Annotated in this window: 16 protein-coding genes; 4 read left to right on the top strand and 12 right to left on the bottom strand. The window is 58.0% G+C overall.

The window, feature by feature from the left end:
• Positions 1-779: 779 nt before the first annotated feature.
• The 3 genes from G536_RS0116010 (at position 780) to G536_RS0116000 (ending at position 4,785) form a co-directional block, all read left to right on the top strand.
• Complete coding sequence (locus G536_RS0116010) at positions 780-1,670, top strand: formylglycine-generating enzyme family protein (RefSeq protein ID WP_022824618.1); 891 nt, start codon at positions 780-782, stop codon at positions 1,668-1,670.
• Positions 1,671-1,710: 40 nt separating this feature from the next.
• Positions 1,711-3,195 (top strand): arylsulfatase, encoded by a 1,485-nt coding sequence (locus G536_RS28280; protein WP_084708657.1) that lies wholly within the window; start codon positions 1,711-1,713, stop codon positions 3,193-3,195.
• 162 nt (positions 3,196-3,357) lie between these two features.
• Positions 3,358-4,785: a glycoside hydrolase family 28 protein gene (locus G536_RS0116000; RefSeq protein WP_026880267.1), complete on the top strand. Its 1,428-nt coding sequence runs from the start codon at positions 3,358-3,360 to the stop codon at positions 4,783-4,785.
• A gap of 71 nt (positions 4,786-4,856) precedes the next feature.
• Here the strand turns inward: G536_RS0116000 and G536_RS0115995 are convergent, their stop codons facing one another.
• Positions 4,857-5,393: a hypothetical protein gene (locus G536_RS0115995; RefSeq protein WP_157530681.1), complete on the bottom strand. Its 537-nt coding sequence runs from the start codon at positions 5,391-5,393 to the stop codon at positions 4,857-4,859.
• A gap of 899 nt (positions 5,394-6,292) precedes the next feature.
• On the opposite strand from G536_RS0115995, the gene G536_RS0115990 reads away from it, so the two are divergent.
• Positions 6,293-10,669, top strand: a complete 4,377-nt coding sequence (locus G536_RS0115990) for a DUF7619 domain-containing protein (RefSeq protein ID WP_026880266.1) — start codon at positions 6,293-6,295, stop codon at positions 10,667-10,669.
• 307 nt (positions 10,670-10,976) lie between these two features.
• Here the strand turns inward: G536_RS0115990 and rnk are convergent, their stop codons facing one another.
• From rnk to G536_RS0115930, 11 genes are all read right to left on the bottom strand, one after another.
• Entirely contained in the window at positions 10,977-11,399 is a 423-nt protein-coding gene (rnk, locus tag G536_RS0115980) for a nucleoside diphosphate kinase regulator (RefSeq protein WP_026880265.1), read from the bottom strand.
• A gap of 176 nt (positions 11,400-11,575) precedes the next feature.
• Positions 11,576-13,018 (bottom strand): efflux transporter outer membrane subunit, encoded by a 1,443-nt coding sequence (locus G536_RS0115975; protein ID WP_033370367.1) that lies wholly within the window; start codon positions 13,016-13,018, stop codon positions 11,576-11,578.
• Between the two features lie 55 nt (positions 13,019-13,073).
• Positions 13,074-16,268: an efflux RND transporter permease subunit gene (locus G536_RS28275; RefSeq protein WP_033370366.1), complete on the bottom strand. Its 3,195-nt coding sequence runs from the start codon at positions 16,266-16,268 to the stop codon at positions 13,074-13,076.
• Between the two features lie 115 nt (positions 16,269-16,383).
• Entirely contained in the window at positions 16,384-17,580 is a 1,197-nt protein-coding gene (locus G536_RS0115965; protein WP_022824611.1) for an efflux RND transporter periplasmic adaptor subunit, read from the bottom strand.
• Positions 17,581-17,606: 26 nt separating this feature from the next.
• A complete protein-coding gene (locus tag G536_RS0115960; RefSeq protein ID WP_022824610.1) occupies positions 17,607-17,867 on the bottom strand; it encodes a hypothetical protein in 261 nt (86 codons plus the stop codon).
• Positions 17,868-18,049: 182 nt separating this feature from the next.
• Positions 18,050-19,429, bottom strand: a complete 1,380-nt coding sequence (locus G536_RS0115955; protein WP_022824609.1) for a sensor histidine kinase — start codon at positions 19,427-19,429, stop codon at positions 18,050-18,052.
• Between the two features lie 12 nt (positions 19,430-19,441).
• Positions 19,442-20,116 (bottom strand): response regulator transcription factor, encoded by a 675-nt coding sequence (locus G536_RS0115950; protein WP_022824608.1) that lies wholly within the window; start codon positions 20,114-20,116, stop codon positions 19,442-19,444.
• Positions 20,117-20,278: 162 nt separating this feature from the next.
• Positions 20,279-22,552: a xanthine dehydrogenase family protein molybdopterin-binding subunit gene (locus G536_RS0115945; RefSeq protein WP_022824607.1), complete on the bottom strand. Its 2,274-nt coding sequence runs from the start codon at positions 22,550-22,552 to the stop codon at positions 20,279-20,281.
• Positions 22,549-23,577, bottom strand: coding sequence for an FAD binding domain-containing protein (locus G536_RS0115940; protein ID WP_022824606.1), 1,029 nt, complete (start codon positions 23,575-23,577; stop codon positions 22,549-22,551). Before G536_RS0115940 ends, G536_RS0115945 begins: the two co-directional genes overlap by 4 nt.
• Before the next feature lie 90 nt (positions 23,578-23,667).
• Complete coding sequence (locus tag G536_RS0115935; protein ID WP_022824605.1) at positions 23,668-24,198, bottom strand: (2Fe-2S)-binding protein; 531 nt, start codon at positions 24,196-24,198, stop codon at positions 23,668-23,670.
• A gap of 289 nt (positions 24,199-24,487) precedes the next feature.
• Positions 24,488-25,069: a Crp/Fnr family transcriptional regulator gene (locus tag G536_RS0115930; RefSeq protein WP_022824604.1), complete on the bottom strand. Its 582-nt coding sequence runs from the start codon at positions 25,067-25,069 to the stop codon at positions 24,488-24,490.
• Positions 25,070-25,146: the final 77 nt, after the last annotated feature.

Below are 25,146 nucleotides of genomic sequence, written 5' to 3'. Positions count from 1 at the left end.
GGTTATTCCCAAATGTACAAACCCTGTTGGTCTACACTAGCAGGCCCGGATCCAAGTAATGGTAGTTTGAGGTGGTAGAGTTACACAAATAGGGTGAGGACTCTGCATCTCGTAGGTTCTAAAGGCTGACCCGCTTTGCTACTAACTCCGTAACAAAAACGATGAAAGTGAATGCAAGAAGTAAAGCCAGAATATTCCTGAGAAAGGCTAAAACGCTCTTCTACCTAAAGTGGGCCAGCAAGTTTTAGCAAGCGCGGATACCCGTTTCATGGTGCAGACTGAATTTAAGATCCTAGCTCACAGCTCAAAGTCTACAAAATGCTCCCCGGAAGTGAATTTCGTGCATGAAACCGTTGGACCTAGCTGAATGGATTTTCTCGATTAAGCTCAAGGCTTTGAAAGCAGCACTGTATTTTGCACCGTCTGTAAGGCGCCGCTCCGTTCTTTTTGTAGGCATGGTTGAAGAGAAGTATGCCTTACTATCAAGCTGGCCGGACTCTACCGTCTCCTATACATAACACTGCAACTGGTATAGTTTTCTTCACCCTATGGAGGTTCTTCTTAGGCAGCTGGCAGCCTTCTGGCGGCCTTTTCCGGCAGACAAGCTGTGGAGGTTGCTTTCCCTACTGGGAGCAGTGTTGTTTTTCTCCTGTCAGCCTTCCTCCGAGCAAGTAGCCGGACTCCCTCCTGTTTCTGAGGTTGGTAACTTGAAGCACGTGTCATCTGACAAGAACGTACTGACCCAAGCTAAAAGAGGAAGTCACATTTCCCCTACAGGCATGGTGCACATACCCGGCGGCAGCTTCCTGATGGGCTCAGACGATCCGCAGTTTGCTGATGCTTCGCCGCGGCATAAGGTTACACTCCCCCCCTTTTACTTGGATGAGCACGAGGTAACCAATGCTGCATTTGCGGCTTTCGTGCGGGCCACGCACTATGTAACGGTAGCTGAGCGCAAGCCCGACCCCCGCGAGTTCCCGGGTGTGCCTGCGTCGGAACTGGTTGCCGGCTCGGCTGTTTTCGCGAAGCCAGCTCACCAAGTATCCTTGGCAAAATCTGGGCAGTGGTGGCAGTACGTGGCCGGAGCCAACTGGCGGCACCCGACGGGGCCGGGCAGTAGCCTGACGGGCCATGAGCATGATCCCGTGGTGCAAGTCTGCTATGAAGATGCCCAGGCTTATGCCCAATGGGCTAACAAGCGGCTACCTACCGAAGCAGAGTGGGAATTCGCCGCCCGTGCTGGCCAGCCGGCGGCGCCCTACTACTGGGGCAAGGAACTGACACCCAAAGGGCAGTGGATGGCCAATCTGTTTCAAGGCGATTTTCCGGCGGGCAACACCCGCGCAGACGGTTTCGAGGGGGTGGCTCCTGTGAAGTCGTTTCCGCCTAATGCCTGGGGGCTTTACGACATGGAAGGCAACGTGTGGGAGTGGTGCAGCGACTATTATCGGCCCGACTATTACCAAGTCAGCCCCGCTAGCAACCCCGCCGGCCCACCCGATAGCCACGACCCCGAGGAGCCCGGACTGGTAAAGCGCGTGCAGCGTGGCGGGTCGTTTCTGTGCAGCGACCAGTATTGCCGACGTTACCAAGCGGGCAGCCGAGGCAAAGGCGAAGTGAAAAGCGCCGCCAATAATCTGGGCTTCCGTTGCGTGAAAGAAGTGGAATAAAGCACAACTTGGTAGCAAGTACGTATTTGCTTTGGAATCTATGCTACCACGAACAACCTACCGACTTCCTAGAAAAGCAGTGCGCTTGCTGGTGTTGGTGCTAAGCATGGGGGGCTGCCTCGCGTTTGCCCAACTAAACCGGCCCGCCAAACGCCCGCCAAACATCATTTTCATTGTGGCCGATGACCTGGGCTACGGCGACGTCAGCTGCTACGGGCAACAACGCTTCCAAACCCCGAACATCGACCGGCTTGCCACCGAAGGCATGAAGTTTACGCAGGGCTACGCGGGCACGGCGGTCTGCTCGCCCTCCCGCTCGTCGTTTTTCACTGGCCAGCACACCGGCCATACGCCCGTGCGCGGCAACCTCGCCGTGAAGCCGGAAGGGCAGTACCCGTTGCCCGATTCCAGCGTTATCATTCCGCAACTCTTAAAGCAGGCTGGCTACGTCACCGGGTGCTTCGGCAAGTGGGGCCTGGGCGGGCCAGGTACCAGCGGCGACCCAGTCAACAAAGGATTTGATGAGTTTTTCGGCTACAACAGTCAAACCCTGGCGCACAATTATTACCCCTACCACCTCTGGCACAACCGCGAGAAGGTGCTGCTGCCAGAAAACCGCGGGGGCCGCTCGGTTACCTACGCCCCGGAGCTGATTCAGCAACGACTCCTGGCCTTTATCGAGCAGCACCAAGCGCAGCCCTTTGCCGTCTTCATGACCACCGTTATTCCGCACGCCGAACTTGTCGCGCCCCCAGCCTACATGCAAAAAACCATCGGCCGCTACGGCCCGGAAAAGCCGTACCAGGGCCCCGACACCAGCGCAGCAACTTTCACCAAGGCCGGAGCTTATCTTTCACAGCCGTACCCGCGGGCCGCTGTGGTGGCTACCATGCAGGTGCTCGACGACCAAGTGGGGCAGATTATGCAGAAGCTCAAGCAGCTGCATCTAGACGAGAATACTCTGGTTGTTTTCACATCGGACAACGGCCCTTCTCCTGAAGGGGGCAAAGAACTGGCGTACTTCAACAGCAGCGGCGGGCTGCGCGGGGCCAAACGAGACTTGTACGAGGGTGGCATTCGGGTGCCTTTTATTGTTCGCTGGCCCGGCCAGGTGAAAGCGGGCACGGTAACCTCACAACTAGCTGCTTTCTGGGATTTCCTCCCCACGTTTACAGACGTTGCTGGTCTGAAAACTCCGGCGGGTATCGATGGCCTCTCGCTACTGCCTACCCTAACCGGCCGGGGCAAGCAACCCCAGCACCCGTATTTGTACTGGGAGTTTTATGAGCAGGGCGGCAGTGTGGCCGCGCGCTGGGGAAAGTGGAAAGCGGTGCGCTTGAACATAGCCACAGCACCAAACGGCCCCATTGAACTATACGACTTAACTGCCGACCCCACCGAAAAGCACGATGTAGGGCCGCAGCACCCAGAGATTATCAGCCGCTTCGCACAAATCTTCACGAAAGAGCACATACCGTCGCCGGTGTTTCAGTTCCAGCTTAAAAAAGCAACAGCCAGCGAATAAGCCTAGCCAGCGCTGGGGCTAGGGCCCAGACGGCTAGCTGGTGTCCACGCGCTGAGGTTTGTGTTTTCGCTACAGGTGGGTGCGGGCAGGTAGAAGCCTTTGGGGTGTACATCTTTACTCACCCTCCCGTCTTACCTAGCGCCACCAGCTGGCTTCTATTACATGAAACTTCTATCTGTTCACTTATTGCTGGTGTTAGTGCTGGCGGCCAGTTCCTTCCGGTTCAGTGCCTCACCGGTTACCGAACCGGACCCCGCGTGGGTGAAACAAGTAGGGGCGCACTCACGGCCGACGAGCCACGCGCTTTTCTCTGCCACCAAGTACGGAGCGGTGGGCGACGGAGTGACCCTCAACACGCAGGCGTTGCAAAAAGCCATTGATGCCGCCGCCCGGAAAGGCGGCATCGTGACACTAGCACCCGGCCGCTATCTGACAGGCTCCTTATTCCTGAAAAAAGGGGTGGAGCTACACCTGGCTAAGGGCGTGACGCTGCTTGGCAGCCAAAACCTCAACGACTACCCCGAGATAATGACCCGGGTAGCCGGCATTGAAATGAAATGGCCGGCCGCTCTGCTCAACGTGCTCGACCAAGACAACGTGGCCATCACCGGCGAAGGCACCGTAGATGGGCAAGGCCAGCCTTTTTGGGATAAATATTGGGCCTTGCGCAAAGAATACGAAGCGAAAGGCCTGCGCTGGATAGTGGATTACGATGCCCAGCGCCCGCGCCTGTTGCTGGTATCCAATGCGAGCAACGTGACCTTACAAGGCCTGACCTTGCAGCGCTCGGGCTTCTGGACGGTGCACGTATTGTATTCGAAAAACGTAACCGTGGACGGCATTGTAGTGCGCAACAACCTCGGTGGCCACGGCCCCAGTACCGACGGTATCGACATCGACTCCAGCGCCTACGTGCTGGTGCAGAACTGCGACATTGACTGCAACGACGATAATTTCTGCTTGAAAGCCGGCCGTGACGCCGATGGCCTGCGCGTGAACCGGCCCTGCGAATATGTGCTCATTCAGCACTGCGTGGCGGGTGCCGGCGGCGGGCTGCTAACCTGCGGTTCCGAAACGTCGGGCAGCATCCGGCACATCATTGCCCGGCACTTGCGGGCCAAAGGAACCAAAAACGGTATCCAACTGAAGTCGGCCACCAACCGGGGCGGCACCGTGGAGGATATTCTGGTGGAGGATATTGAGCTGGATGCCGTGCGCGTGCCCCTGACTATCACCATGAACTGGAACCCCGCTTACAGCTACTCGGAGCTACCTGTCGGCTACACCCAGGCCACCCTGCCGGCCCACTGGAAAGCTATGCTGACCCCAGTGGCCGCCGAAAAAGGCCTGCCGCACTTCCGCAACGTGCGCATTTCCAATTTACAAGCTATTGGCGCCCAAACCGCTATATCGGCCAGCGGCGTGGCCACTTCCCTGCTCGACGACTTCCGCCTTACCAATGTGCACATCAGCGCCATAAAGGCGGGCGCCATCGATTTTGCTCAGAACTGGCAGTTTACGAATGTCAAGGTTGAGACTCCGGACAATATGCCGGTAGCCGTGAAAAACAGCGTGGGCGTGCGGCTATAAGTAGGAACCAACGAAGGGGCACCGGACGAATCGTGTTAGTCCCGTGTTGAGTTTACTGCTAAGCCGTGGCTTCATCCGAGCCTCGGCCCAGGTAGTAGCTTGCCCAATAGCCTGCGCCCAACATCAGCAGCAACAGCCCCTGACTGAGCCAGCGCCAGCAGAAGCAGGCCGATAACAATGGCTGCCCAACTGAACCATAGCAACACTCGCGCCGCTTGGGTAAGAAAAAACGGCTGGCGCCTTACTGGTCCCGCTGAGCCGCGCCGGATGAGCCGCTTAGCTATTGCATCCAGGCGCACAGTGCCAGTTAGGTCGTCGGGATGAGTATTGGGTTGATCGGCTAGGTGCAGCACTCGGCCGTCGGTTAGCTCTAGGCGCAGGTGGTACTGCGCAAACGCCCGAAACTTGAGCAGTTGCAGCCAATAGCGGTAAGCCTTGATGCTGGCTACCGGAATGGTTTCGACTAGGTGGCCTTGCGCATGGCTAGGGCCGAGGGGCTCTAAGTGGAGGGCATCGTCGGGGCCACTGGTGAGCAACAGGGGGCGGTTGCGGCGGGCTACCCGGCGCCAGGTCAGCAGCAACAGTACCACGCCCAGCAACCCCGCCACAGTAGCCCGCTGAGGCCTTCAGAACCGCCAGCGGCAACAGCAGCAACCCCAGCCCGAACATACCCCTCGTCCAGATACCAAGCGGATCAAGCACCACCCGGCTGCGCAGAATTACGCGGGCAGCTTTGGAAGGAATTTGGGCAGAAGGCATCTAGCTGAAAGAATAAGGCAACAGAACTACCAGGATTTCCATCACGGACGATTCCCTTTGACCTCACGCTCTTTCCGTGGATGTTCGTAAGCCTTGGGTTTGAAGTTGATAAGCTGGCCTGCGTTGGCGCGCTTCTGCATTCTACCGTGTAACGGTAGGCAAGGTTGCTACCTCGACAATGCGGGCCAGAAAGATCATGCATAAGTCGATCCGACGCGACCGAGGCTAATGGAGTGGCGTCGTATCCCGGATGCCTCAGATGCTTCATATAAAACTTCTTGACGCAAGCCTTTTTATCCGTGTCCAGAGCGTGGTAGCGCATTCCTATTGCGGCATACTACAATGTGCCTTTTTCAGCGTAGTGGGCACTGCGACTGTGGCAGCACGCTAATAATAGCAGCCCTTTTTGCGTGCAGGGAGCAATCATACATGACATATAAAATAAGGCTTACCCTTGGCCTCTAGAAAGCAACGATACTACTGTCTATGCACCCCTAATTTTATGTAGAAATTGCTAAAGCACAGTATCTCTACACCCGTAGAATATATATAGATACGAGAGAATAAATTCAGCCAAGAATCACGAAGTGCATAGGGTAAATTATACATTTGCTAGAATCTTCATCACCAGATACTAGCTGTTTTTCACTAGTACATATCCCTGAAATCGATGCGTATATTTTTACTGTTTCTTTTTCTGTGCTGTTCTGTAGTTGGGTTCGCTCAAAGCGGTTATCGACTAGATAAAATGATGGGGACCCCAGTTTATGGGCCCCGCGATATTGCCGTTGACCGAGCCAAGAATATCTATTTAGCTGATCGTGGTGCCATCAATAAGCTGGATTCTACTGGCCGTTATCTGACTACGTTTAATATTACGCCAGCTTCTAACCCGCTGGCCAGCGTCCAAACCATTGGAGTGGACGGAGCTGGCAATATATATGCCTGTAGCTACAACAGCAGCAGCAATGACTTTGTCCGCAAATACGGTCCTGATGGACGCTTGCTGCTACAGTTTGGCTCGTTGGGTACGGGACCTGGGCAGTTTCGGGAGGTGCACGGGATGTATGTGGATGCGCCGGGCAATATCTACGTGGTTGATTACACCAACCAGCGGATGCAAAGCTTTACCAGCCAGGGCATTCTGCGCTTTGCGTACCAGATGCCCAACCCTACTTCCAACCCACGCCTAATTGATGTAGATGTAGACGCAACTGGAAATATCTATCTACTTGAGGAAGCTTTTGTTGTGACCAAGCTTAATGCCGCCGGGCAGTTGATAGCACGTATTCCATTGGCGGGCACATGGGCTTCGTATCAGCGGACAAGCGCCTTGCTTGTGGATGGTGCCGGCAACTTGCTCGTGTCTGGCTCGCAGCTTAATCTTATGAAATTCAGTGCTACGGGAGCGTACTTAGGTAGCGGTACTGCCAGCAACGCAAACCAGTTTACTAGCAGTACCTGGACCCCGCTAGCGCGCGACGCAGCGGGCAATGTATACGCTACTGTTTTCACTCACCAGATATTTTCGGATTGTGTGTACAAGCTGAGTCCAACAGGAGTTCAGCTACAGCGCTGGGGCAACCAGACTTCCTTGAGCGACATGCGCCAAGATGAAGCGGGCAATGTTTACGTGCTCGATAATAACACCAACCAGGTACGTAAGTACAATCCAGCCGGGCAGTTGGCACTTACGTTTGGGGGCTCAGGCACTGGCAACGGGCAATTCAGCCGGGAGTTGGCAGGCTTGGCTTTTGATGCGCTCAACAACATCTATGTGCTGGAAACAACTGATCTGTCTTCCAGTATCCAGAAATTTGATGCTCGAGGACAATTCCTGGCGCGGTTTCAAAATTTCGGTACTGGCACTGGCTACCAGCGCTTCTCTGGCTTAGCGGTAGATGCTGCTGGTACAATGTTCGTATCAGATTACTACGGCGGCTGCGTGCGCAAGATCAGTCCGCAGGGCATATTTTTGAATACAATAGGGACTAGAGGTACCAGTGCCGGCCAGCTCTTTGTGCCCAAGGCGGTAGCCGTAGACCTGCGCGGCAACGTGTACGCCGCCGACTACGATGGCCGCCGAGTACAGAAATTCAGTGCTACCGGACAAATACTGCAACAGTATGGCCCGTCACCTAACCCCAACTCCAGCGTAACTGTGTGCGAGGTAGACTTGGATGTAGATGGGCAAGGCAGAGTATACGTGGTGAGTACTGTCCACCCCGGCATCATCTTCGCGGCTAATGGTAGTTCTCAGATGCCCATGCCCACGGGCAGCAGCCGCGTGTCGGTGAACCGGCGGGCGACTAAGCTACTGACCATGAGTGCGAAAAACGACTTGATTCAATTCTACGTTTCCGCGTCGCAGCCCCCGGAAAACTTTATTACGGGGCAAATCTTTCACGACGCCAACAATAATTGTAGCCCCGACGCGCCAGAACTGCTCCTGGCTGGGTTGGTGGTAGTAGCTGAGCCCGGCAATTACTACGGCGTAACAGATGAAACGGGCAGTTTCGTTATTTCAGTTGATACAGGCCGCTACACGGTACGGCAACTACTGCCCGAAAATGAAGTTGGCCGGACGATTCAACAATCGTGTGCTACTAACCCACCGATTATGTTTCGAGGGTATGGTAGTAGCATTGGCAGCGTAAATTTTGGCAATCAAGTAAGCACGGCCCCTTTCCTGCGGGTGAACGTGGCATCCAACCGCCGCCGCCGCTGCTTCCGCAATATCACAACGGTAGCCTACGCCAACGCGGGATACGCCCCCGCCACCACTGCGGTGGTGACAGTAGCCTTCCCCCCTGAGGTCGTGCTGCTTTCGGCCAGCGCTCCTTACACACAGAATGCGCTGGGCCAGTACGTTTTTGCGGTAGGAACCGTGCCCCCTAATACGGCAGGCAGCTTGGTTATTCAGGATTCGGTGGTATGCGGTAATCCCAGCCTGCGAGGCCTGACAGTCTGCACCCGTGCCTGGATTACACCAAGTAACACCTATCCGCCACCGCCCACTTGGTCGCGCGCTTCGGTGCAGGTACTGGGTTATGCGCAGCCGGGCAACCAGGCGCGGTTTGTGATCCGCAATACAGGTGCCGGCAGCATGAGCGACAGTCTAGCCTTACGCGTGTATCAAAACAGCCAGCTGGCGCTACAGCACCCATACGCGTTGGCAGCCGGCGACAGCCTAGTGCTGCGCATTCCGGCCACTCAACCCGTTGTGCGGGTGGAGGCCGAGCAGCCCGTAGGCCACCCAACGCAACGAGTGGCCAGTGCCACGGTGGAAGTACGCGGGTTGGCAACACCAGGCCAGCCCAGCCCTACCCTGCCCGCCTTGCCGTACCATCCTCCTAGCCCAGAAACGGCGGAAGACTGCCAGCCGATTCTTGACTCATATGACCCCAATGACAAACAGGTACACCCCGTCGGCGTAACCGCTCAACACTACACGCCCACTGGCGTGCCGCTGCATTACCGGGTCCGCTTTCAGAACACCGGCAACGACGATGCTTACCGGGTGGAGGTAGTGGACACGCTAGCTGCCGATCTGGACCCACGCACGTTGCGGGTAGAAGCCGCCTCGCACCCGTACCGGATGAGTGTATCGGGCCGCGGCCGGTTGATCGTATCGTTCACTTTCGACAACATCAATCTACCGCCCAGCGTGCGCAACGACGCAGGTAGCAATGGCTTTGTGCAATTCAGTATACAGCCCAAGGCGAGCCTGCCACCCCGGGCGCAGGTGGATAATTACGCCGACATTTTCTTCGACTACAATCCACCCATTCGCACCAACTCCACTATCAACCGGCTTTACGATATGCCATTGGTGGTAATCCCTGCTGTAGCGTTGAACTACTCAGACATTGTGGTTTCGCCAACTATCACCCGGGTTGCCCCAGCGCAAGGCCGCGTTGGTACAATGGTTACGGTGATTGGGCAACGCTTTTCTCCTACAACCGCCGCAAACCAGGTTCGCTTCAATGGCGTACTAGCTCCCGCCCTTACCGCCACCGCCACCACCCTTACTGTGCGTGTACCAACCGGGGCTACTACCGGTAGCCTGCAAGTGGCAACGGCCGATGGGACAGCTCGTAGCGTGAATTTCACAGTATATCAGGCTCCCACGCTAACTTCTATAGCTCCAACTGAAGGGTTAGAGGGCACGCTGGTAACGCTCACGGGCACTCATTTTTCTGCTGTTGCCGCTGAGGATACGGTTTGGTTTAACGGGCTACCCGCAACAGTGCGGCAAGCTACCGCCACCGCGCTGCAAGTGGTGGTGCCAGCGGGTGCTACGTCAGGCAAAATTCAACTCAAGACCTTGGGTGGTGGGACAGTGAGTGCGCAGGATTTCACAGTCTGGTATCCTCCTACGATTACCGACTTTCGTCCGGCCCGTGGCAAAGTGGGAGATATCCTTACGGTGATGGGGCGCAACTTCGCACCACCTTCCCGCACAACGGTAGCTCTGGGGGCCGGAAGCGCAGCGGTATTGCAAACAACGGAAACCAGCTTGCAGGCCCGCGTTTTGGCGGATGCTCAAACCGGCCGGCTACAGGTAGTAACCCCGGGCGGAACGGCCCAGTCGGCCACCAATTTCACTTTCTTACCGCCGCCCACTGTGGTTTCCTTTTCTCCAACTAGGGGGAGCGTTGGTGAAATCCTGACCATAGCAGGCACGAATTTTCTAGTGGATAGCCAGCCCGATAGCCTCTACATTGGAAACGTGCGAGCAGCTGTTTTAAGCGCTACAACTACTAGCGCAGTGGTGCGGGTGCCCCGAGGCGCCCAGCCAGGCCCCGTGACAGTAGCAGGCATCGGTGGGCGAAGCGAAAGCAGCCAACTATTTCAGTTGGTTGATCTGTTACCAGAAGACGCTATCCGAGTATATCCAAACCCAGCTCATGGCGCAGCAGTTCTGGAATGGCAGCACGCCGATTTTACGCTTGAACAGGTGCAGGCATACAGTGCACTCGGGCAGCTACTAGTTACTGCTGACCTTCGCCACCAGACAGAACCCCGTTTACAGTTAACGTTTGCGGGTAATCCTACAGGGTTATGCCTGCTTGTAATCCATACCTCGCGTGGAACAGTGACCAAAAAAATTGCCTTGTATTAGCAGTGTACGATAACCTTATTCCATAATCTAGAGGGGGGATTGTAGACGCGAGATTCTTATCAAGAAAGGTATTAACCTAGAACTGGCCGACATTCACTGGCAATACAGCTCTCTGAACCAGCATCTTCCATGCAAAGGGTAATTTTAGGCTTGTAGAACCTTTTGCTTCAGCACGGAGCAAGCGTAGACCACCTGAATAAGTACCAAGAACCTCAAGAGAAATGCTCGAAGCAACATCTTGGTCGGGCGGGCCATCACGCCCTGAGTGGTTTGAAGTGGAGATATAAAGTTGACTATCGTTGTGGCTTTAGCTTACCCAGTCGCCGGCGGCCTCGGGTTGGTGCAGAATGGCTTCCACCCAGTAGTTGGCCTGGCCCTCGGGGGAGGGCCACCAGACTTGGTCACCGAGGCGGGCGCCGAGTACGGCTACGGCCACCGGGCTAAGGATGGAAATGCGGTGGCGGGCCGGGTCGGCAGCCGATGGGTACACCAGCGTAATTTCCAACTCATCGAGGCTGTGCAGGTCCCGCAGTTTGATGCGCGAGTTCATGGTCACCACATCAGGCAGAATATCATAGGAATCAACCAGATGAGCACGGGTAAGCTCTCGTTCCAGCGTTGCTACCAGGTCGGCTGCTGTTTCCGGATGTGGCTGGCGCACCAGTTCCATTAACCGCGTGTAGTCCAGGCGAGTTACGTAGATGGCAGATGGCGAATAGCTAGTTTTCATTGGTTTGCGAACTAACAGATCAGTGTACATAGCATTGGCAGTTAGAAGGTTAAGATTATATAAGCGTGGCAATCACTCTTCCCTTAAGCGAAGCCAGCTCACCCAGAAAGTAGCCGATCCGCAAGTCCCTCACGGCTAGGTGCTGGCCGAGTGGGTAGCAAACCAGCAACCATCGACTACTGCCAGCCCCCTCCTAGCGCCCGGTACAGCCCCACGCTTTGCTGCAACTGCGCCTGCCGCGACTCGGCCAAACTCAGCTCCGCTTCGAGTACGCTGCGTTGGGCCGTAATTACCTCCAGATACGTGGCGTAGCCTGCCACAAACAGCTTATTGGACGTAGCCACTGCCTTGTTGAGCAGCTCCACTTCCTGCTGGCGGGCTGCCGAGGCGGCGCGGTAGTTTTCCAGCCCTTGCAGGCCGTTCACCACTTCCCGGAAGCCAGTTTGCAACGACTGCTGGTAGCGGTAGTATGCCTCGTAGCTGCCGGCCGTGGCCAACCGAAAATCAGCCTTGAACTGGGCACGGTTGAGTAGCGGCCCAGTGAGGCCGGCCAGCGCGCCGTACGCCAACGAGGTGGGGTCGAACAGGGTAGCGGTGCGGTAGGAATTGAAGCCCAAGTAGGGCGTAAGCGTAAGGGCAGGCAGGAAAGCAGCACGGGCCGCGTCTACGTCGGCGCGGCTGGCTTGCAGTTCCAGCTCGGCCTGGCGCACGTCGGGGCGGCGCAGCAGGGCGGTGGCGGGCACCCCGGCACGCAGGCGCTCGGGCAGTACCTGCTGGGGCAGTGGCTGCCCGCGGGTGATGGTACGCGGATAGCGCCCCAGTAGTTGGTTGAGGCCAGTTTCCGCTTCGGTTATGCGCTGCCGGGCTTCGTGGGCCAAGCTTTCGGTGCGGGCTACCTGGGCCGCAAACTGCTGCACGGCCAGCTCAGTGGCGCGGCCGGCCAGCTTCTGAATGCGCATCAGCTTGAGCGCTTCCTGCTGGAAAGCAATATTGCGGTCCAGCACGGCCAGTTGGTTATCGGCCGTGAGTAGCTCGTAGTAGAGGCGGGCCACCTCGGCTACCACGTTGGTCGTGACGAGGTAGCGGCCTTGCTCTGAGGCCAGCACGCGCAGGTAGGCAGCTCGGCGGCGCTGCTTCAACTTACCCCAGATGTCGATTTCCCAGGAGCTGCGCAGCCCCACGAAAAACTCCGGCGTAACCGGGCCCGGGATGCGCTGCTGCCCATCGATATTCGGCGAGAGGTTGGTGTCGAAGTTACCCACGCCGTTCAGGGTGTAGCGCCCGAACCGGTCGCCGCTGGCTGAGGCAGCGGCAGACACAGTAGGCAGCAAGGCACCGCGCCGCACCAGGTATTGCGCCCGGGCAGTTTCTACGCGCTGCATGGCTATTTGCAAGTCCAGGTTCTGATGCAGGGCCGTGTCGATGAGAGCGGTTAGGGCGGGGTCCTGGAAAAACTGCCGCCACGGCTGGGCCCCGGCGTGGAGAGTATCGGTGGTTGTGCCTTGCGGGGTGAAGGCGGCCGGCAGCGGCGTGCTGGCCGTTGGCTCGGCAGGAGCCGCTACCCGGCAGCCGGTGGCCAACAAAGCGGAAGCAGCTAACAAAAAGGAAATCAGACGCATAAACAAAGGTGAATTTCAGTTAACAAGGGAGCGGACGTGGGCAGCCAGGGCCAGCCTAATGCGCCACCAGCTGCCGTTCTTCCCGCACCTCTTTCACTTCCGGTGCTTCTTCCAACTCGTTGTCGTCCAAGTTTTTTACTTTCTCGAAGGAAGCAAACAGCACGTACAGCCCCGGAATGAGCACCATACCGAACAGCGTACCGATGAGCATGCCGCCCGCCGCCGCCGTCCCGATGGAGCGGTTGCCTAAGGCACCGGCCCCGCTGGCAATTACCAGCGGCACCAAGCCCGCAATAAAGGCGAAGGAGGTCATCAGAATGGGCCGCAAACGTGACACCGCCCCTTCCACGGCCGCAGTAAGTACCGAAGCACCCGCCCGGCGCCGCTGCTCGGCAAACTCAATGATGAGGATGGCGTTCTTACCCAGCAAACCCACCAGCATAACTAGCGCCACCTGGGCGTAGATGTTGTTCTCTAGGCCCAGCAGCTTGAGGCTCAGGAAGGCGCCAAAGATGCCGGTAGGCAAGCTCAGCAGCACCGGCAGCGGCAGCAGCAAGCTTTCGTACTGGGCGGCCAGCAGCAGATACACGAAGATGAGTACCACCCCGAACACGTACAGGGCCTGGTCGCCGCTCAAAATTTGCTCGCGGGTCATGCCGCTCCATTCGTAGGCATAGCCGCGCGGCAGCTCCTTGGCGGCTACCCGCTCAATGGCCGAAATAGCGTCGCCGGAGCTGTAGCCGGGGGCCGAGTCGCCGTTGAGCATGGCCGAGGTGTACATGTTGTAGCGCGTAAGCTGGTCGGGGCCGAACACGCGCTCCAGCTTCACAAACGTGGAGAATGGCACCATCTCGCCCCGGTCGTTTTTCACGTGCAGCGCCAGCAGATCCTCGGGGCGGCTGCGGTACTCGGGGCCGGCTTGCACCATCACCTTATACATCTGCCCAAAGCGGATGAAGTTGGAAGCGTAGTAGCTACCCATCAGGGTTTGCAGGGTGCTCATGGCCGCGTCCACGGTCACGCCTTTCTTGGCCGCCATATCCTGGTCCACGTGAATGAGGTACTGCGGGAAGTTGGGGTCGAAGGAGGTGAAGGCCCCGCCGATGGCCGGGTCTTGGCGTAGCGCGGCGAGGAAAGTTTGCGACACAGCAGCGGTTTTTTGCAAGTCGCCGGTGCCTGACTTGTCCAGCAAGCGCAACTCGAAGCCGCTGCTGTTACCGAAACCCGGTACCGTGGGCGGCGGCAGAAACTGAATATCGGCGTCGCTGATGCCCTTGGTTTTCTCTTCCAGCTCGGCAATGAATTCGGTTACCGACTGCTCACGCTGGTCCCAGGCTTTGAGGTTGATCATGCCCATGCCGTAGCTGGAGCCAGCCACCTCGTTCACCAAGCTATAGCCCGCCAGCGTACTCACCGACTCAACTGGGCCCAGCTTACTGGCAATGCGCTGCACCTCATCAAGTACGGCTTCGGTACGCTCCACGGTGGCCCCGGCGGGCGTGGTTACGTTCACGTATACCATGCCCTGGTCTTCGGTCGGGATAAAGCCCGACGGCAGTATCTTGTTTACGCCCCAGGTGGCCGCGCAGAAGCCCACCAGCACCAGCAGCGTTACCATGCGGCGCCCGGCAATGGCCCGCAACAGGCCCTGGTAGCGGCCCGCCAGCGCATCATACCGCTTGTTGAAGCCAGCAAAAAATCGGTTCATTAATCCCTTGGGCTGTTCGCCTTCCGCTACCGGCGTGTGCTTGAGCAGCAGCGCGCACAAAGCCGGCGTGAGGGTCACGGCGTTGACGCCGGAAATAACAATGGCAATAGCCAGCGTGAGCGAAAACTGCCGGTAGAACACGCCTACCGGGCCATCCATGAAGGAAACCGGAATAAACACAGCCGACATTACCAGGGTAATGGCAATCAGCGAGGAGCTGATTTCACCCATGGCCTCGAAGGTGGCAGCGCGGGCCGGCAAGTGCTTTTCCTGCATCTTGGCGTGCACGGCTTCCACTACCACAATGGCGTTATCGACCACAATACCAATGGCTAGCACCAGCGCAAACAGCGTGAGCAGATTGATACTAAAGCCCAGCGTCTGCATGAAAAACAGCGTACCCACCAGTGCCACCGGCACAGCCAGCGCCGGAATCAAAGTGGAGCGCCAGTCTTGCAAAAACAGGTACACAATCACGAATACCAGCAAGAAGGCCTCTACCAGAGTGCGCAATACTTCGTGAATACTGGCGTCAAGAAAGCGCGACACGTCGTAGGCAATGCTGTACTTCATGCCAGGCGGGAACGAGGTTTCCTGCAACTCGGCCATGCGGGTTTTCACGTTGGCAATAACGTCGGAGGCGTTGGAGCCGGGGCGCTGCTTGAGCATGATGGCTGCCGAGGGCCGACCATCGGTTTTGGAAGCCATGCTGTAGGTGAGCGAGCCAAACTCCACGTCGGCCACTTCGCGCAGGCGCAGTACCGAGCCGTCGGCGTTGGCCCGCACCACGATGTTGCGGTACTCCTCCGGCTCGAAAAACTTGCCGGTGTAGCGCAGCACGTACTGCATGGACTGCGCCTTGTCGGCACCCGAACTTTCGCCCGACTTACCGGGGGCGGCTTCCACGTTCTGGGCCCGAATGGCGGCTACAATTTCGTCGGTACCCACGTCGTAGGCGGCCATCCGGTCGGGCTTCACCCACACCCGCATGGAGTACTCGCGCGAGCCCATAATTTCAGCAAAGCCCACGCCATCAATGCGCTTGAGTTCTTGCAACACATTGATATCGGCGAAGTTGTAGATGAACTTCTCCCCTACCGCCTTATCGTCGCTGGTCACGTTGAGGTAAAGCAGCATGGAGTTCACCTCTTTCTCAGTGGTCACGCCAGCCTTGATAACCTCTTCGGGCAGCTCATCGAGAATGGTAGTTACGCGGTTCTGCACGCCCACGGCAGCCAGGTCGGGGTCAGTGCCTACCTTAAAGAACACCGTAATCAGCGTCACGCCGTTGTTGGAGCTTACCGAGTTCATGTAGGTCATGCCCGGCACCCCGTTGATGGCGCGCTCCAGCGGCGTGGCCACGGCCTTGGCGCACACCTCGGCGTTGGCGCCGGTGTACTTGGCCGTTACGGTCACGGAAGGCGGCACAATGTCGGGGAACTGGGTGATGGGCAGTGTGAACAGCGCCAGCCCGCCCAGCAACACCAGAAACACCGAAATTACCAGCGAGAGAATTGGCCGGCGGATGAATATATTGAACATGGGAGTTGATTAGCTGATAGCCAATAGCGTTTAGCTATCAGCTTTTTAATGGAAACACAAGCCGGCAAACTTGCTTCGGATGATGCGGCAATGACCGGGAGCTAGCAGCTAAACGCTATTGGCGAACAGCTACCAAAGAATCTGAGGCCACCGGCCGAGGGTTGATGCGCTGCCCATCTCGGAGGCTGGCGGCACCTTCATACACCACCCGCTCGCCGGGTTTCAGCCCCTGCTTTATCACGTAGAAGTCGCCGGTACGGGTTTGGGGCACGAAGTTGCGCATGTGCACCACGCCCTGCGGGTCCACCACGTACACGTAGTTTTTATCTTGAATCTCGAACACCGACTTCTGCGGCAGCAACAGGGCACTGGGCAGCGTGGTAGTCAGCCGGATGCGGCCCGACGCGCCGTGCTTGAGCATGCGCTGCGGATTGGCAAAGCGGGCCCGGAAAGCCAAGGAGCCGGTGTTGGGGTTGAACTCACTTTCGGTGGTTTCGATGCGGCCGGCCAGCGGATACGCCGAACCATCGGCCAGCGTGAGGCGCACCGAGTCGGAGTGGCGGTCGGGGTGCTGCTGCCGGGCCTTCACGTATTGCAGGTACTCGCCCTCACCCACGTTGAAATAGGCGTATACCTCGTGTAAATCCGACACAGTGGTGAGCAGCATGCCTTGTTCTACAATGCTACCCCGCTTGAGCGGAATCCTATCAATAATGCCGTCGAACGGAGCCCGCACTAGGGTGTAGCTGAGGCTGAGGCGGGCGGCGGCTTCGCCGGCCCGCGCCTGGGCCACGCGGGCTTCGGCGTCTTTCACTTTACTGGTAGTTAGGGCCAGTTCGGTTTTGGCAATAATGTTCTCGTCTACCAGCAGGCGCACCCGGTCGCGCTCTAGCCGGGCGGCGCCGGCCTGGGCCTGGGCACCGGCCAGGGCCGCTTGGGCCTGGCTTAGCTGGTTTTGGTAGGCACTGCTATTAAGCTGAAACAAGGGCTGTCCCTTCTTCACGGGCCGGCCTTCATCCACAAAAATCTGCTCGATAAATCCCGCTACCTGGGCCCGCACCTCCACGTTGCGCACCGCCTGCACGTCGGCCACGTAGTCGTGAAACAGCTCCTGCTCGGTGGTTTTGAGCGTTACCACGGGCAAGACTTCCGGGACGTCGGCCTTTTCCGGCGCTTTGCCATCCACGGAGCATGAGCTTAGGCAGGCGGTTAGAGCGGCGAACATAGCGCCGCCCCACAGCCACTGCCGTAGCGCGGCCGCCGGATGGGGTGATACAGTTTGCAGGGCAGTTTCCAAAGGGGTCTGGTTCATTATGACAAGAGGGAGAGAGTAGCGGATTATTGGGCGGTGAGGGCCATGCCAGCTGTTGGCTTGCGCGTCAACACCAGCAAACTATCTTGCTGTTGCTGGCAGTCGGCCAGCTGGCGTTGCGTCTGGTGTAGGTCGGCGGTGGTGGCGGTCAGCTCGGCGCTTACGTCGTCGGGCCAGTCTTCAAACCGCACGGCCAGCAGCAGCCCATTCAGCCCCAGCGACAATGCCAGCGCTCCGCCAAGCAGAAACGACAGGAACTTGAGGGAGCGGGATTCTAAGTAGGTCATTACAGTCGGGCAGCCGAAGCCACATGGAACGTGTTACAAAGGACCTACCCCGACATTAGAATGAGATGAGAAGCGTATGAGAAAACATGAGAGCCCGCTTAAAGAGGTGATTACCTCCCTAAGCGGGCTCTCCTATTTATTTGTGTGCCCCTCTCTAGCTGGGAGCTAATGCCGGCGCCCGGTTAGAGGGGCGTGGCCGGCAGCCACACCGTGGCCGTGGTGCCCTGCCCCGGCACCGAGGTAATTTCCAGTCGGCCACCGTGGCGTTGCACCACCCGCTGGGTTAGGGGCAAACCCAGGCCGTAGCCGGGGCGGCCCAGAGCACCTGTGGCCCGATACAAGGGCTCATAAATCTGCTGAAGCTCCTCAGTCGAGAGACCAGGACCGGCATCCTGCACGCGCACCCGTAGCGTATGCGGGTTGGCATAGGCTAGCTCGGTCCGTACCGGGCCGGGTGAGTATTTACCGGCGTTATCGAGCAGGTTGAGGATGGCCGTGGTGAGCAGCTCGGCGTTGCCAGGCAGCGTGAATAGGTCACCCTCCGTTTCAACAGGGAAATCACCAATGGACAGCTTCCACTCCCGGCCGGGGTAGTTGGCACGGGCAAATTCCAGCGCCTGGTTCAGGCACTCATCCAGCCGAACCGGCGCAAAAGTTGGCAAGGCACCATCGGCTTTGGCCAGATTAAGCAAGCCGGTGGTAAGGGCACTTAAGTGGCGAGCCGCTTGTAGGCCCTGAGCCATACTTTGGCGAGCTTCGGCCAAAGTAGTATCATACTCCAGCGCGGTTTCCAGGGTACCGGCCAGCGTGGTGAGCGGGGTACGCAGCTCGTGCGAAGCGTGCGACAAAAAGCTGCGCTGCACTTCAAACGCCTGCTCCAGCCCAGCCAGCATGTTGTTGATAACCAGACTAAGCTGGGCCAGCTCGTCGCGGCCGTTGCCTTCAGAGAGGCGCCGCCCCAGGTTGGTGGCCGAAATCCGGCGGGCCTGCCGAATGATGCGCGCAATGGGGCGTAGCGCCGAACCGGCAAAAAACCAGCCAGCCACAATGGCAATGGCCAGCGCTCCAATGTTGCCGAGCAGCAGTAGCAACCCCAGCTGCCGCTGCTGCGCCCACCCCACCCGGTCCTCGGCCGATACAAAGATGCGGTAGTAGCCGTGCGGCGGGTGTGCAAACGACAAGCCGATGGTTTCGCGGTGGCCCTGCCGGGGGTAGATGGTTTGCTGGCCGGGCGCCAGCGCAGCCAGGCGGGCACGGTTTACTGTCTGGTTGATGTGGTCATTGCTGCTGTAGCGCAGGGTATTGTCGGGGCCGTAGATACTGATTTGCTCGCGGGCCAGAATAAGCAGGTCGTCGCGGCGCAAAGAGCCTAGCATGCCCTTTTCCAGCTTGTGGGTGCGCACCAGCAGGCGCCCCGCCAACGTGGCGCTGTTGGCCAGGCGGTGCGCGAAACGCTGGGTGCGGGCGTTAGCGTGAAAGAAGTAGATGAAGGTTGAAAAGCTGAGCTGGATGCCGAGTACCAGCAGCGTAAAGCGCAGCATTAGCTTGTTGCGAATCAGCATATCGGGTTGGTATTACTGCTCGCGCATGACGTAGCCCATGCCCACCACGGTATGAATGAGCTTGGGTTCGAAGCCTTTATCCACCTTCTTGCGCAGGTAGCCAATGTATACGTCGATGATGTTGGTGGTGGTGTCGAAATCCACTTCCCACACCCGCTCAGCAATATCCACGCGCGACACAATACGGCCCTGATTTAGCAGCAGATGCTCCAGCAACGAATACTCGCGGGTGGTGAGGTCGATGCGCTGCCCGGCCCGGCTCACGATTTTCGAGTCCAGGTTCAGCTCTAGGTCGGCGAGGCGCAGCAGCTGGGGGGCACCGGTTTCGGCGTAGCGCTTGGTTAGGGCCCGGGCCCGTAGCAGCAATTCCCGGAAGGCAAACGGCTTGCCCAAGTAGTCGTCGGCTCCGGCTTCAAAACCCAATTCCTTGTCGGCAAGGCTGTCGAGGGCGGTGAGCATCAGCACCGGCACGCGGTGGCGGTTCGCCCGGATAAGGCGGCACAGCTCCACTCCATTGAGGTAAGGCAGGTTCACGTCCAGAATCACTAGGTCGTAGGGTTGCTGCTGGTATAATGACCAGCCCGAGTTGCCGTCGTAGGCCACGGTCAGCTCGTAGCCCTCGTGCTCAAATCCTTTTTTGATAAAGGAAGCCAACTGAGGCTCGTCTTCCACCAACAAAACTTTCATACTTGAATGTGAATGTGCGTGGGGTTCTTACTAAGGAGGGCAAAAGTACGCAACAGCCCACAACACGCACGGGTGCCAGCCTAACCCCACCTTACTACTACACTAAAACGCCCCGAAACCAGCAGGTTCCGGGGCGTTTTGCATTTAATGGCAAGCAGATGCTTACAGCAGTTTATCCATGTAGATGGGCAATTCCCGCACGCGCTTGCCGGTGGCGTGGTACACGGCGTTGGTAATGGCGGCGGCTACGCCGAGCATTCCCACTTCACCAATGCCTTTCACACCGAGCGGGTTCACCTTGTCGTCTTCCTCTTCCACAAACACCACGTCGATGTCGTGGATGTCGGCGTTGACGGGAACGTGGTATTCGGCGTAGTTGTGGTTCATGTAACGGCCGAAGGTGTGGTCCATTACGGTTTCCTCCATCAGAGCCATGCTAATACCCCACACCACCGAACCGAGAACCTGGCTGCGGGCGGTTTTGGTGTTGAGGATGCGGCCAGCAGCCACGGCGTTTACCACGCGGGTTACGTGCACGGTACCTAGGTCCTCATCCACCTTCACTTCCACAAACACGGCGTTGTGCGAGTGCATGGAATAAGGCTGCTGCTTGATCATGTTGGGCATAGCCGACGATTCCACTTCCAGCTTTTCTTCGCCGCTGGCTGGCAGAATGTCCCGAATTACCACAGCCTCGCTGGGGTTGGTATTCAAGCGAATCTGGCCGTCGGCGAAGTGTACGTCGTCGATGCTAGCGCCTTTGAGGGGCGAGCCTTTCATCTTTTGGGCCAGCTTGAGCAGCTTCTCCCCTACTTCCGTGCACACGTTTTTCACGGCAGAGCCAACCGACGCCGCAGTCCAAGAACCGCCTTGGAGTGGCGCTTCCGGCATATTGGTATCACCGAGCTTGAAGGTTACGGCTTCGAGGGGCAAGCCCAGGGTTTCGGCCGCAATCTGGGTCATGATGGTGTAGGTACCGGTGCCGTTTTCGCCGGCGGCGCTGAGTACTTCCAGCTTCCCATCGGCGGTGAAAATGGCTTTGGCGGCAGCTTTCTGCATGGAAGCATCCCACACGCCGCCGGCCATACCCCAGCCAATCAGCTGGTTTCCTTCGCGCATGGAGCGTGGCTCGGGGGTGCGCTTGTCCCAGCCGAATTTGGCGGCACCTTCGTGGTAGCACTCCCGCAGCTTTTTGCTGGAGAAGGGCTTCTTCATGTTCTGGTCTTGCTCGGCGTAGTTGCGGATGCGGAAGTCCAGCGGGTCAAGGCCAGCGGCGTAGGCCATTTCATCCATGGCTACTTCCAGCGCAAACGAGCCGGTTGCGGCACCAGGGGCACGCATGTCCAGAGGGGTATACACGTCGAGTTCGGCTACCTGATAGCCCAGGTTCACGTTTTCGCACTGATAGAGCATACCCGACCAGTTCACCACGTTTTCGGTGTACTCCTCAAACTTCGAGGTTTCGTGCAGCGCGTGATGGTGCAAGGCGGCCAGCGTGCCGTCGGGGTTGGTGCCCATTTTCAGGTATTGCAGCGTGTGAGGCCGGTGGCCGAAGCTGAACATCTGCTGGCGTGTGAGCGACACGCGCACCGATTGTTTCAGCTCCAAGGCCGCCAGCACCGCCAGAAACACCTGATATTGTGGCCGCAGCCCCGAGCCGAAGCCGCCGCCCATGTAGTGGTTCACCACCCGCGCCTCGTCTTTGCTCAGCCCGAAAATTTTGGTGATGTACTGCTGCACGTTGTACACGCCCTGCGTTTTATCGTAGGCCGTGATTTTGCCATCCTGGTGATACTCCACGGTGGTGGCAAACATCTCCATGGGGTTGTGATGCTGCGCGCCGTGAATGTACTCACCTTCAATGCGGTGCGTGGCGTTTTTGAGGGCGTCGTTGGGGTTGCCGCGTGGCGGCGGCGGCGGCATGAAGCCGGTTTTGCCGCTGCCGGGCTTGTGCCCTTCGTCGCGCTTTAGGTCAATGTTAGTATCGAACTTCTCTTGCTCGTACTCAATCTCCAGCACCGACGCGGCGTAGCGGGCCACCTCAAAGGAATCGGCTACTACCAGCGCCACGGGCTGCATATTGAACTTGATTTCGGCGTCGTGTAGGGGGCGGAACGGCGAGCCGCCGGGGGCCACATCATCTTTGTAGTTGCGGTCGAACCAGGCCAGGGACGGGACGTTCTCGTGCGAGAAAATCTGCACCACGCCCTCCAACGCCAGCACCGGTGCCGAATTGATTTTGGTGATGCGCCCCTTGGTAATCGGGCTGGTGACAACGTAGCCGTACAGCAGGCCGGGCACGTTGAACTCGGCCGAGTATTTGGCGGTACCGGTTACTTTGGCAGGGCCTTCTACGCGGCTCGTGGGTTTCCCGATGTAGCTGGTATTGGAAGTACCGGCCTCCACAAGGCGCGGCGTAGTGGTTAGGTCACTCATGGGTTGGAATTTAAAAACGCGTTGGCGTCGAGCGGCTGATTCATTTCGGTGGCTTGCTTGAGGGCCCGCACAATGGCGCGCTTGGCAAGCTCAATCTTGAAGTTGTTAGAGCCGTAGCCCTGCGCATCGCGCAGCAACGCGGTAGCTGCTTCTCGGAAATTATCTTCAGTGGCCGTTACGCCGCGCAGGGTTTCTTCTACCGCAATTACGCGCCACGGCTTATGCGCCACGCCGCCCAAGGCAATGCGCGCTTCCTTGATAACGTTGCCTTCCAGCTCCAGCCCTACCGCCACCGATACCACGGCAAAGGCGTAGCTGGTCCGGTCGCGCAGCTTCAGATAGGTGAAGTTCTTCTCGAAGCCTTTGGCCGGCAAGTCCAGCGCGGTAATCAACTCACCGGTTTCCAGTGTATTGTCGCGCTCGGGCTGGTCGCCGGGCAGGCGGTGGAAATCGGCAAACGGAATGGTCCGCTCGCCGTGGGGGCCGCTTACGCGCACGGTGGCTTCCAGCGCGGCCAGCGCCACGGCCATATCCGAAGGATAGGTGGCAATGCAATGCTCACTGGCGCCTAAAATGGCGTGAATCCGGTTGAAGCCGTTGAGAGCCGAGCAGCCCGAGCCGGGCTCCCGCTTGTTGCAGGGCGTGGCGAGGTCGTAGAAGTAATAGCAGCGGGTGCGCTGCATCAGGTTGCCGCCATTGGTAGCCATATTGCGCAGCTGCGGCGAGGCGCCGGCCAGAATCGTTTGGCTCAGCAGCGGGTAGCGCTTCTCCACTTCCGGGTGCCAGGCAGTGTCGGCGTTGGTGGCTAGGGCACCCAAGCGCAAGCCGCCTTCCGGGTTGTCTTCGATGGTAGCTAAGTCTGCCAGCTTATTGAGGCCGATGAGGCGCGTGGGACGTTCCACGTTTTCCTTCATCAAATCCAGCAGATTGGTGCCACCCGCCACAAAAGCGGCTTTGGTATTGGTAGACTTTTCGCGCACCGCCGCATCTACGGCCGTTGCGTTGGTATAAGTGAAACTGTTCATGGTGTCAGTATTTTGTATTGAGTATCAAGTATTAAGACAAAGTGTATAGTAAGACAACAGCAAGTATTCTGTCTCACTACTCTATACTTACTACTTGCTACTCTGCTTGTCCACCACTTCTTTCACGGCGGCCAGAATGCCCACGTAGGCACCGCAACGGCAGATATTGCCGCTCATCAGCTCCCGGATTTCGTCTTCGGTGTGGGCGCGGCCTTCGTTGATGAGGCCCTGGGCCGAGCAAATCTGGCCCGGCGTGCAGTACCCGCACTGAAAGGCATCGTGGTCGATGAAGGCTTGCTGCAAGGGGCTCAGGTTTTCTGGCTGCCCCAGCCCTTCGATGGTGGTGATTTCGTTGCCTTCCTGCATTACAGCCAGCGTGAGGCAGCTGTTGATGCGCTTACCGTTCACGAGCACCGTGCAGGAACCGCACTGCCCATGGTCGCAGCCCTTTTTGGTACCGGTGAGGTCGGCGTATTCGCGCAGAGCGTCGAGCAGCGTGGTCCAAGGCGCAAGTTGCATGTGGCGCTGCACCCCGTTGATGGTGAGCGTGACGCTACCCGCCGACGGCGGTGCCGGCAACGAAGTAGCCCCGCCCGAAGTGTTGGTCGGTTGCTGTATCATAGAGAGGGAATGGGGAGTTGATGGATAGAGAAGCCTGCCGGGCTGACCCAGCAGCTTAACAGTATCCATGCTTACGCCTGCCGAGCTTGTTGCGTTACCGATTCCCCAATATTTACACTATTTATAATCCTATATTAGATTTCACTCACCTGAATAGCCTAACCTCGCTCCTTTTGACAGATTAGCTATATTAATTCTAAATAAGCCCTATTTCGCAGCAAGCTCGACCATAGGTTTCGTCTAACTTGCGTTATATTCTCCTGAACACAGCGCAAAAGCCAGCAGCACCCTACCGCCGGGCTAGCTCCCCCCGAATTCGGCTCAAGGACTCGGGCGTGATGCCCAGGTACGCGGCCACATGGCGCAAGGGCAGCCGTTGGGCCAGCGTAGGATACAGATGCAGGAAATCCTGGTACCGCACTTCGGCCGGCTCACTCAGCACCCCAATCAGCCGCCGCTGCATGGCTACCAGGCTGTTCTGGAGCAGTTGGTAGAACAGCGTCTGGAACTCCGGCCCGAATTTCTGGAAGTACGTGTACAGCTCGCCGCTAAACAGCAGCACCTCGGAGTCCTCCAGGGCATCAATGGAAAACAGCGCCGGCTCGTGGCGCACCAGGCTATGCTGGTCGGAAATCCACCAGTTTTCGGGCGCGAATTGCAGGATGTGCTCTTTCTGCCGGTCGTCCGTCACGAAACTGCGCAAACAGCCCCGCACCACAAACGCCCCGTATCGGCTGGCTTCCCCCTGCCGGATTAACACCTCGTGCCGGGCCAGGTGGCGCGGCGTGAACAGCCGCTCCAGTTCCGAAAGCTGGGCTTCCGTGAGAGGCAGCTTGCCTTGAAAGTACGTACGCAGAGCTTCAATAGGCATAATCGATATGATCAGAACTACTACAAGATATGTATGCCTTCCCAACTTCCTGTAAGGTTTTATCGACCTATCCCCTC

This window comes from Hymenobacter norwichensis DSM 15439, assembly GCF_000420705.1.
GTDB lineage: Bacteria > Bacteroidota > Bacteroidia > Cytophagales > Hymenobacteraceae > Hymenobacter > Hymenobacter norwichensis.
Note: the sequence above shows the minus strand (reverse complement) of the source record. Positions and strands in the feature narration are given on the sequence as shown.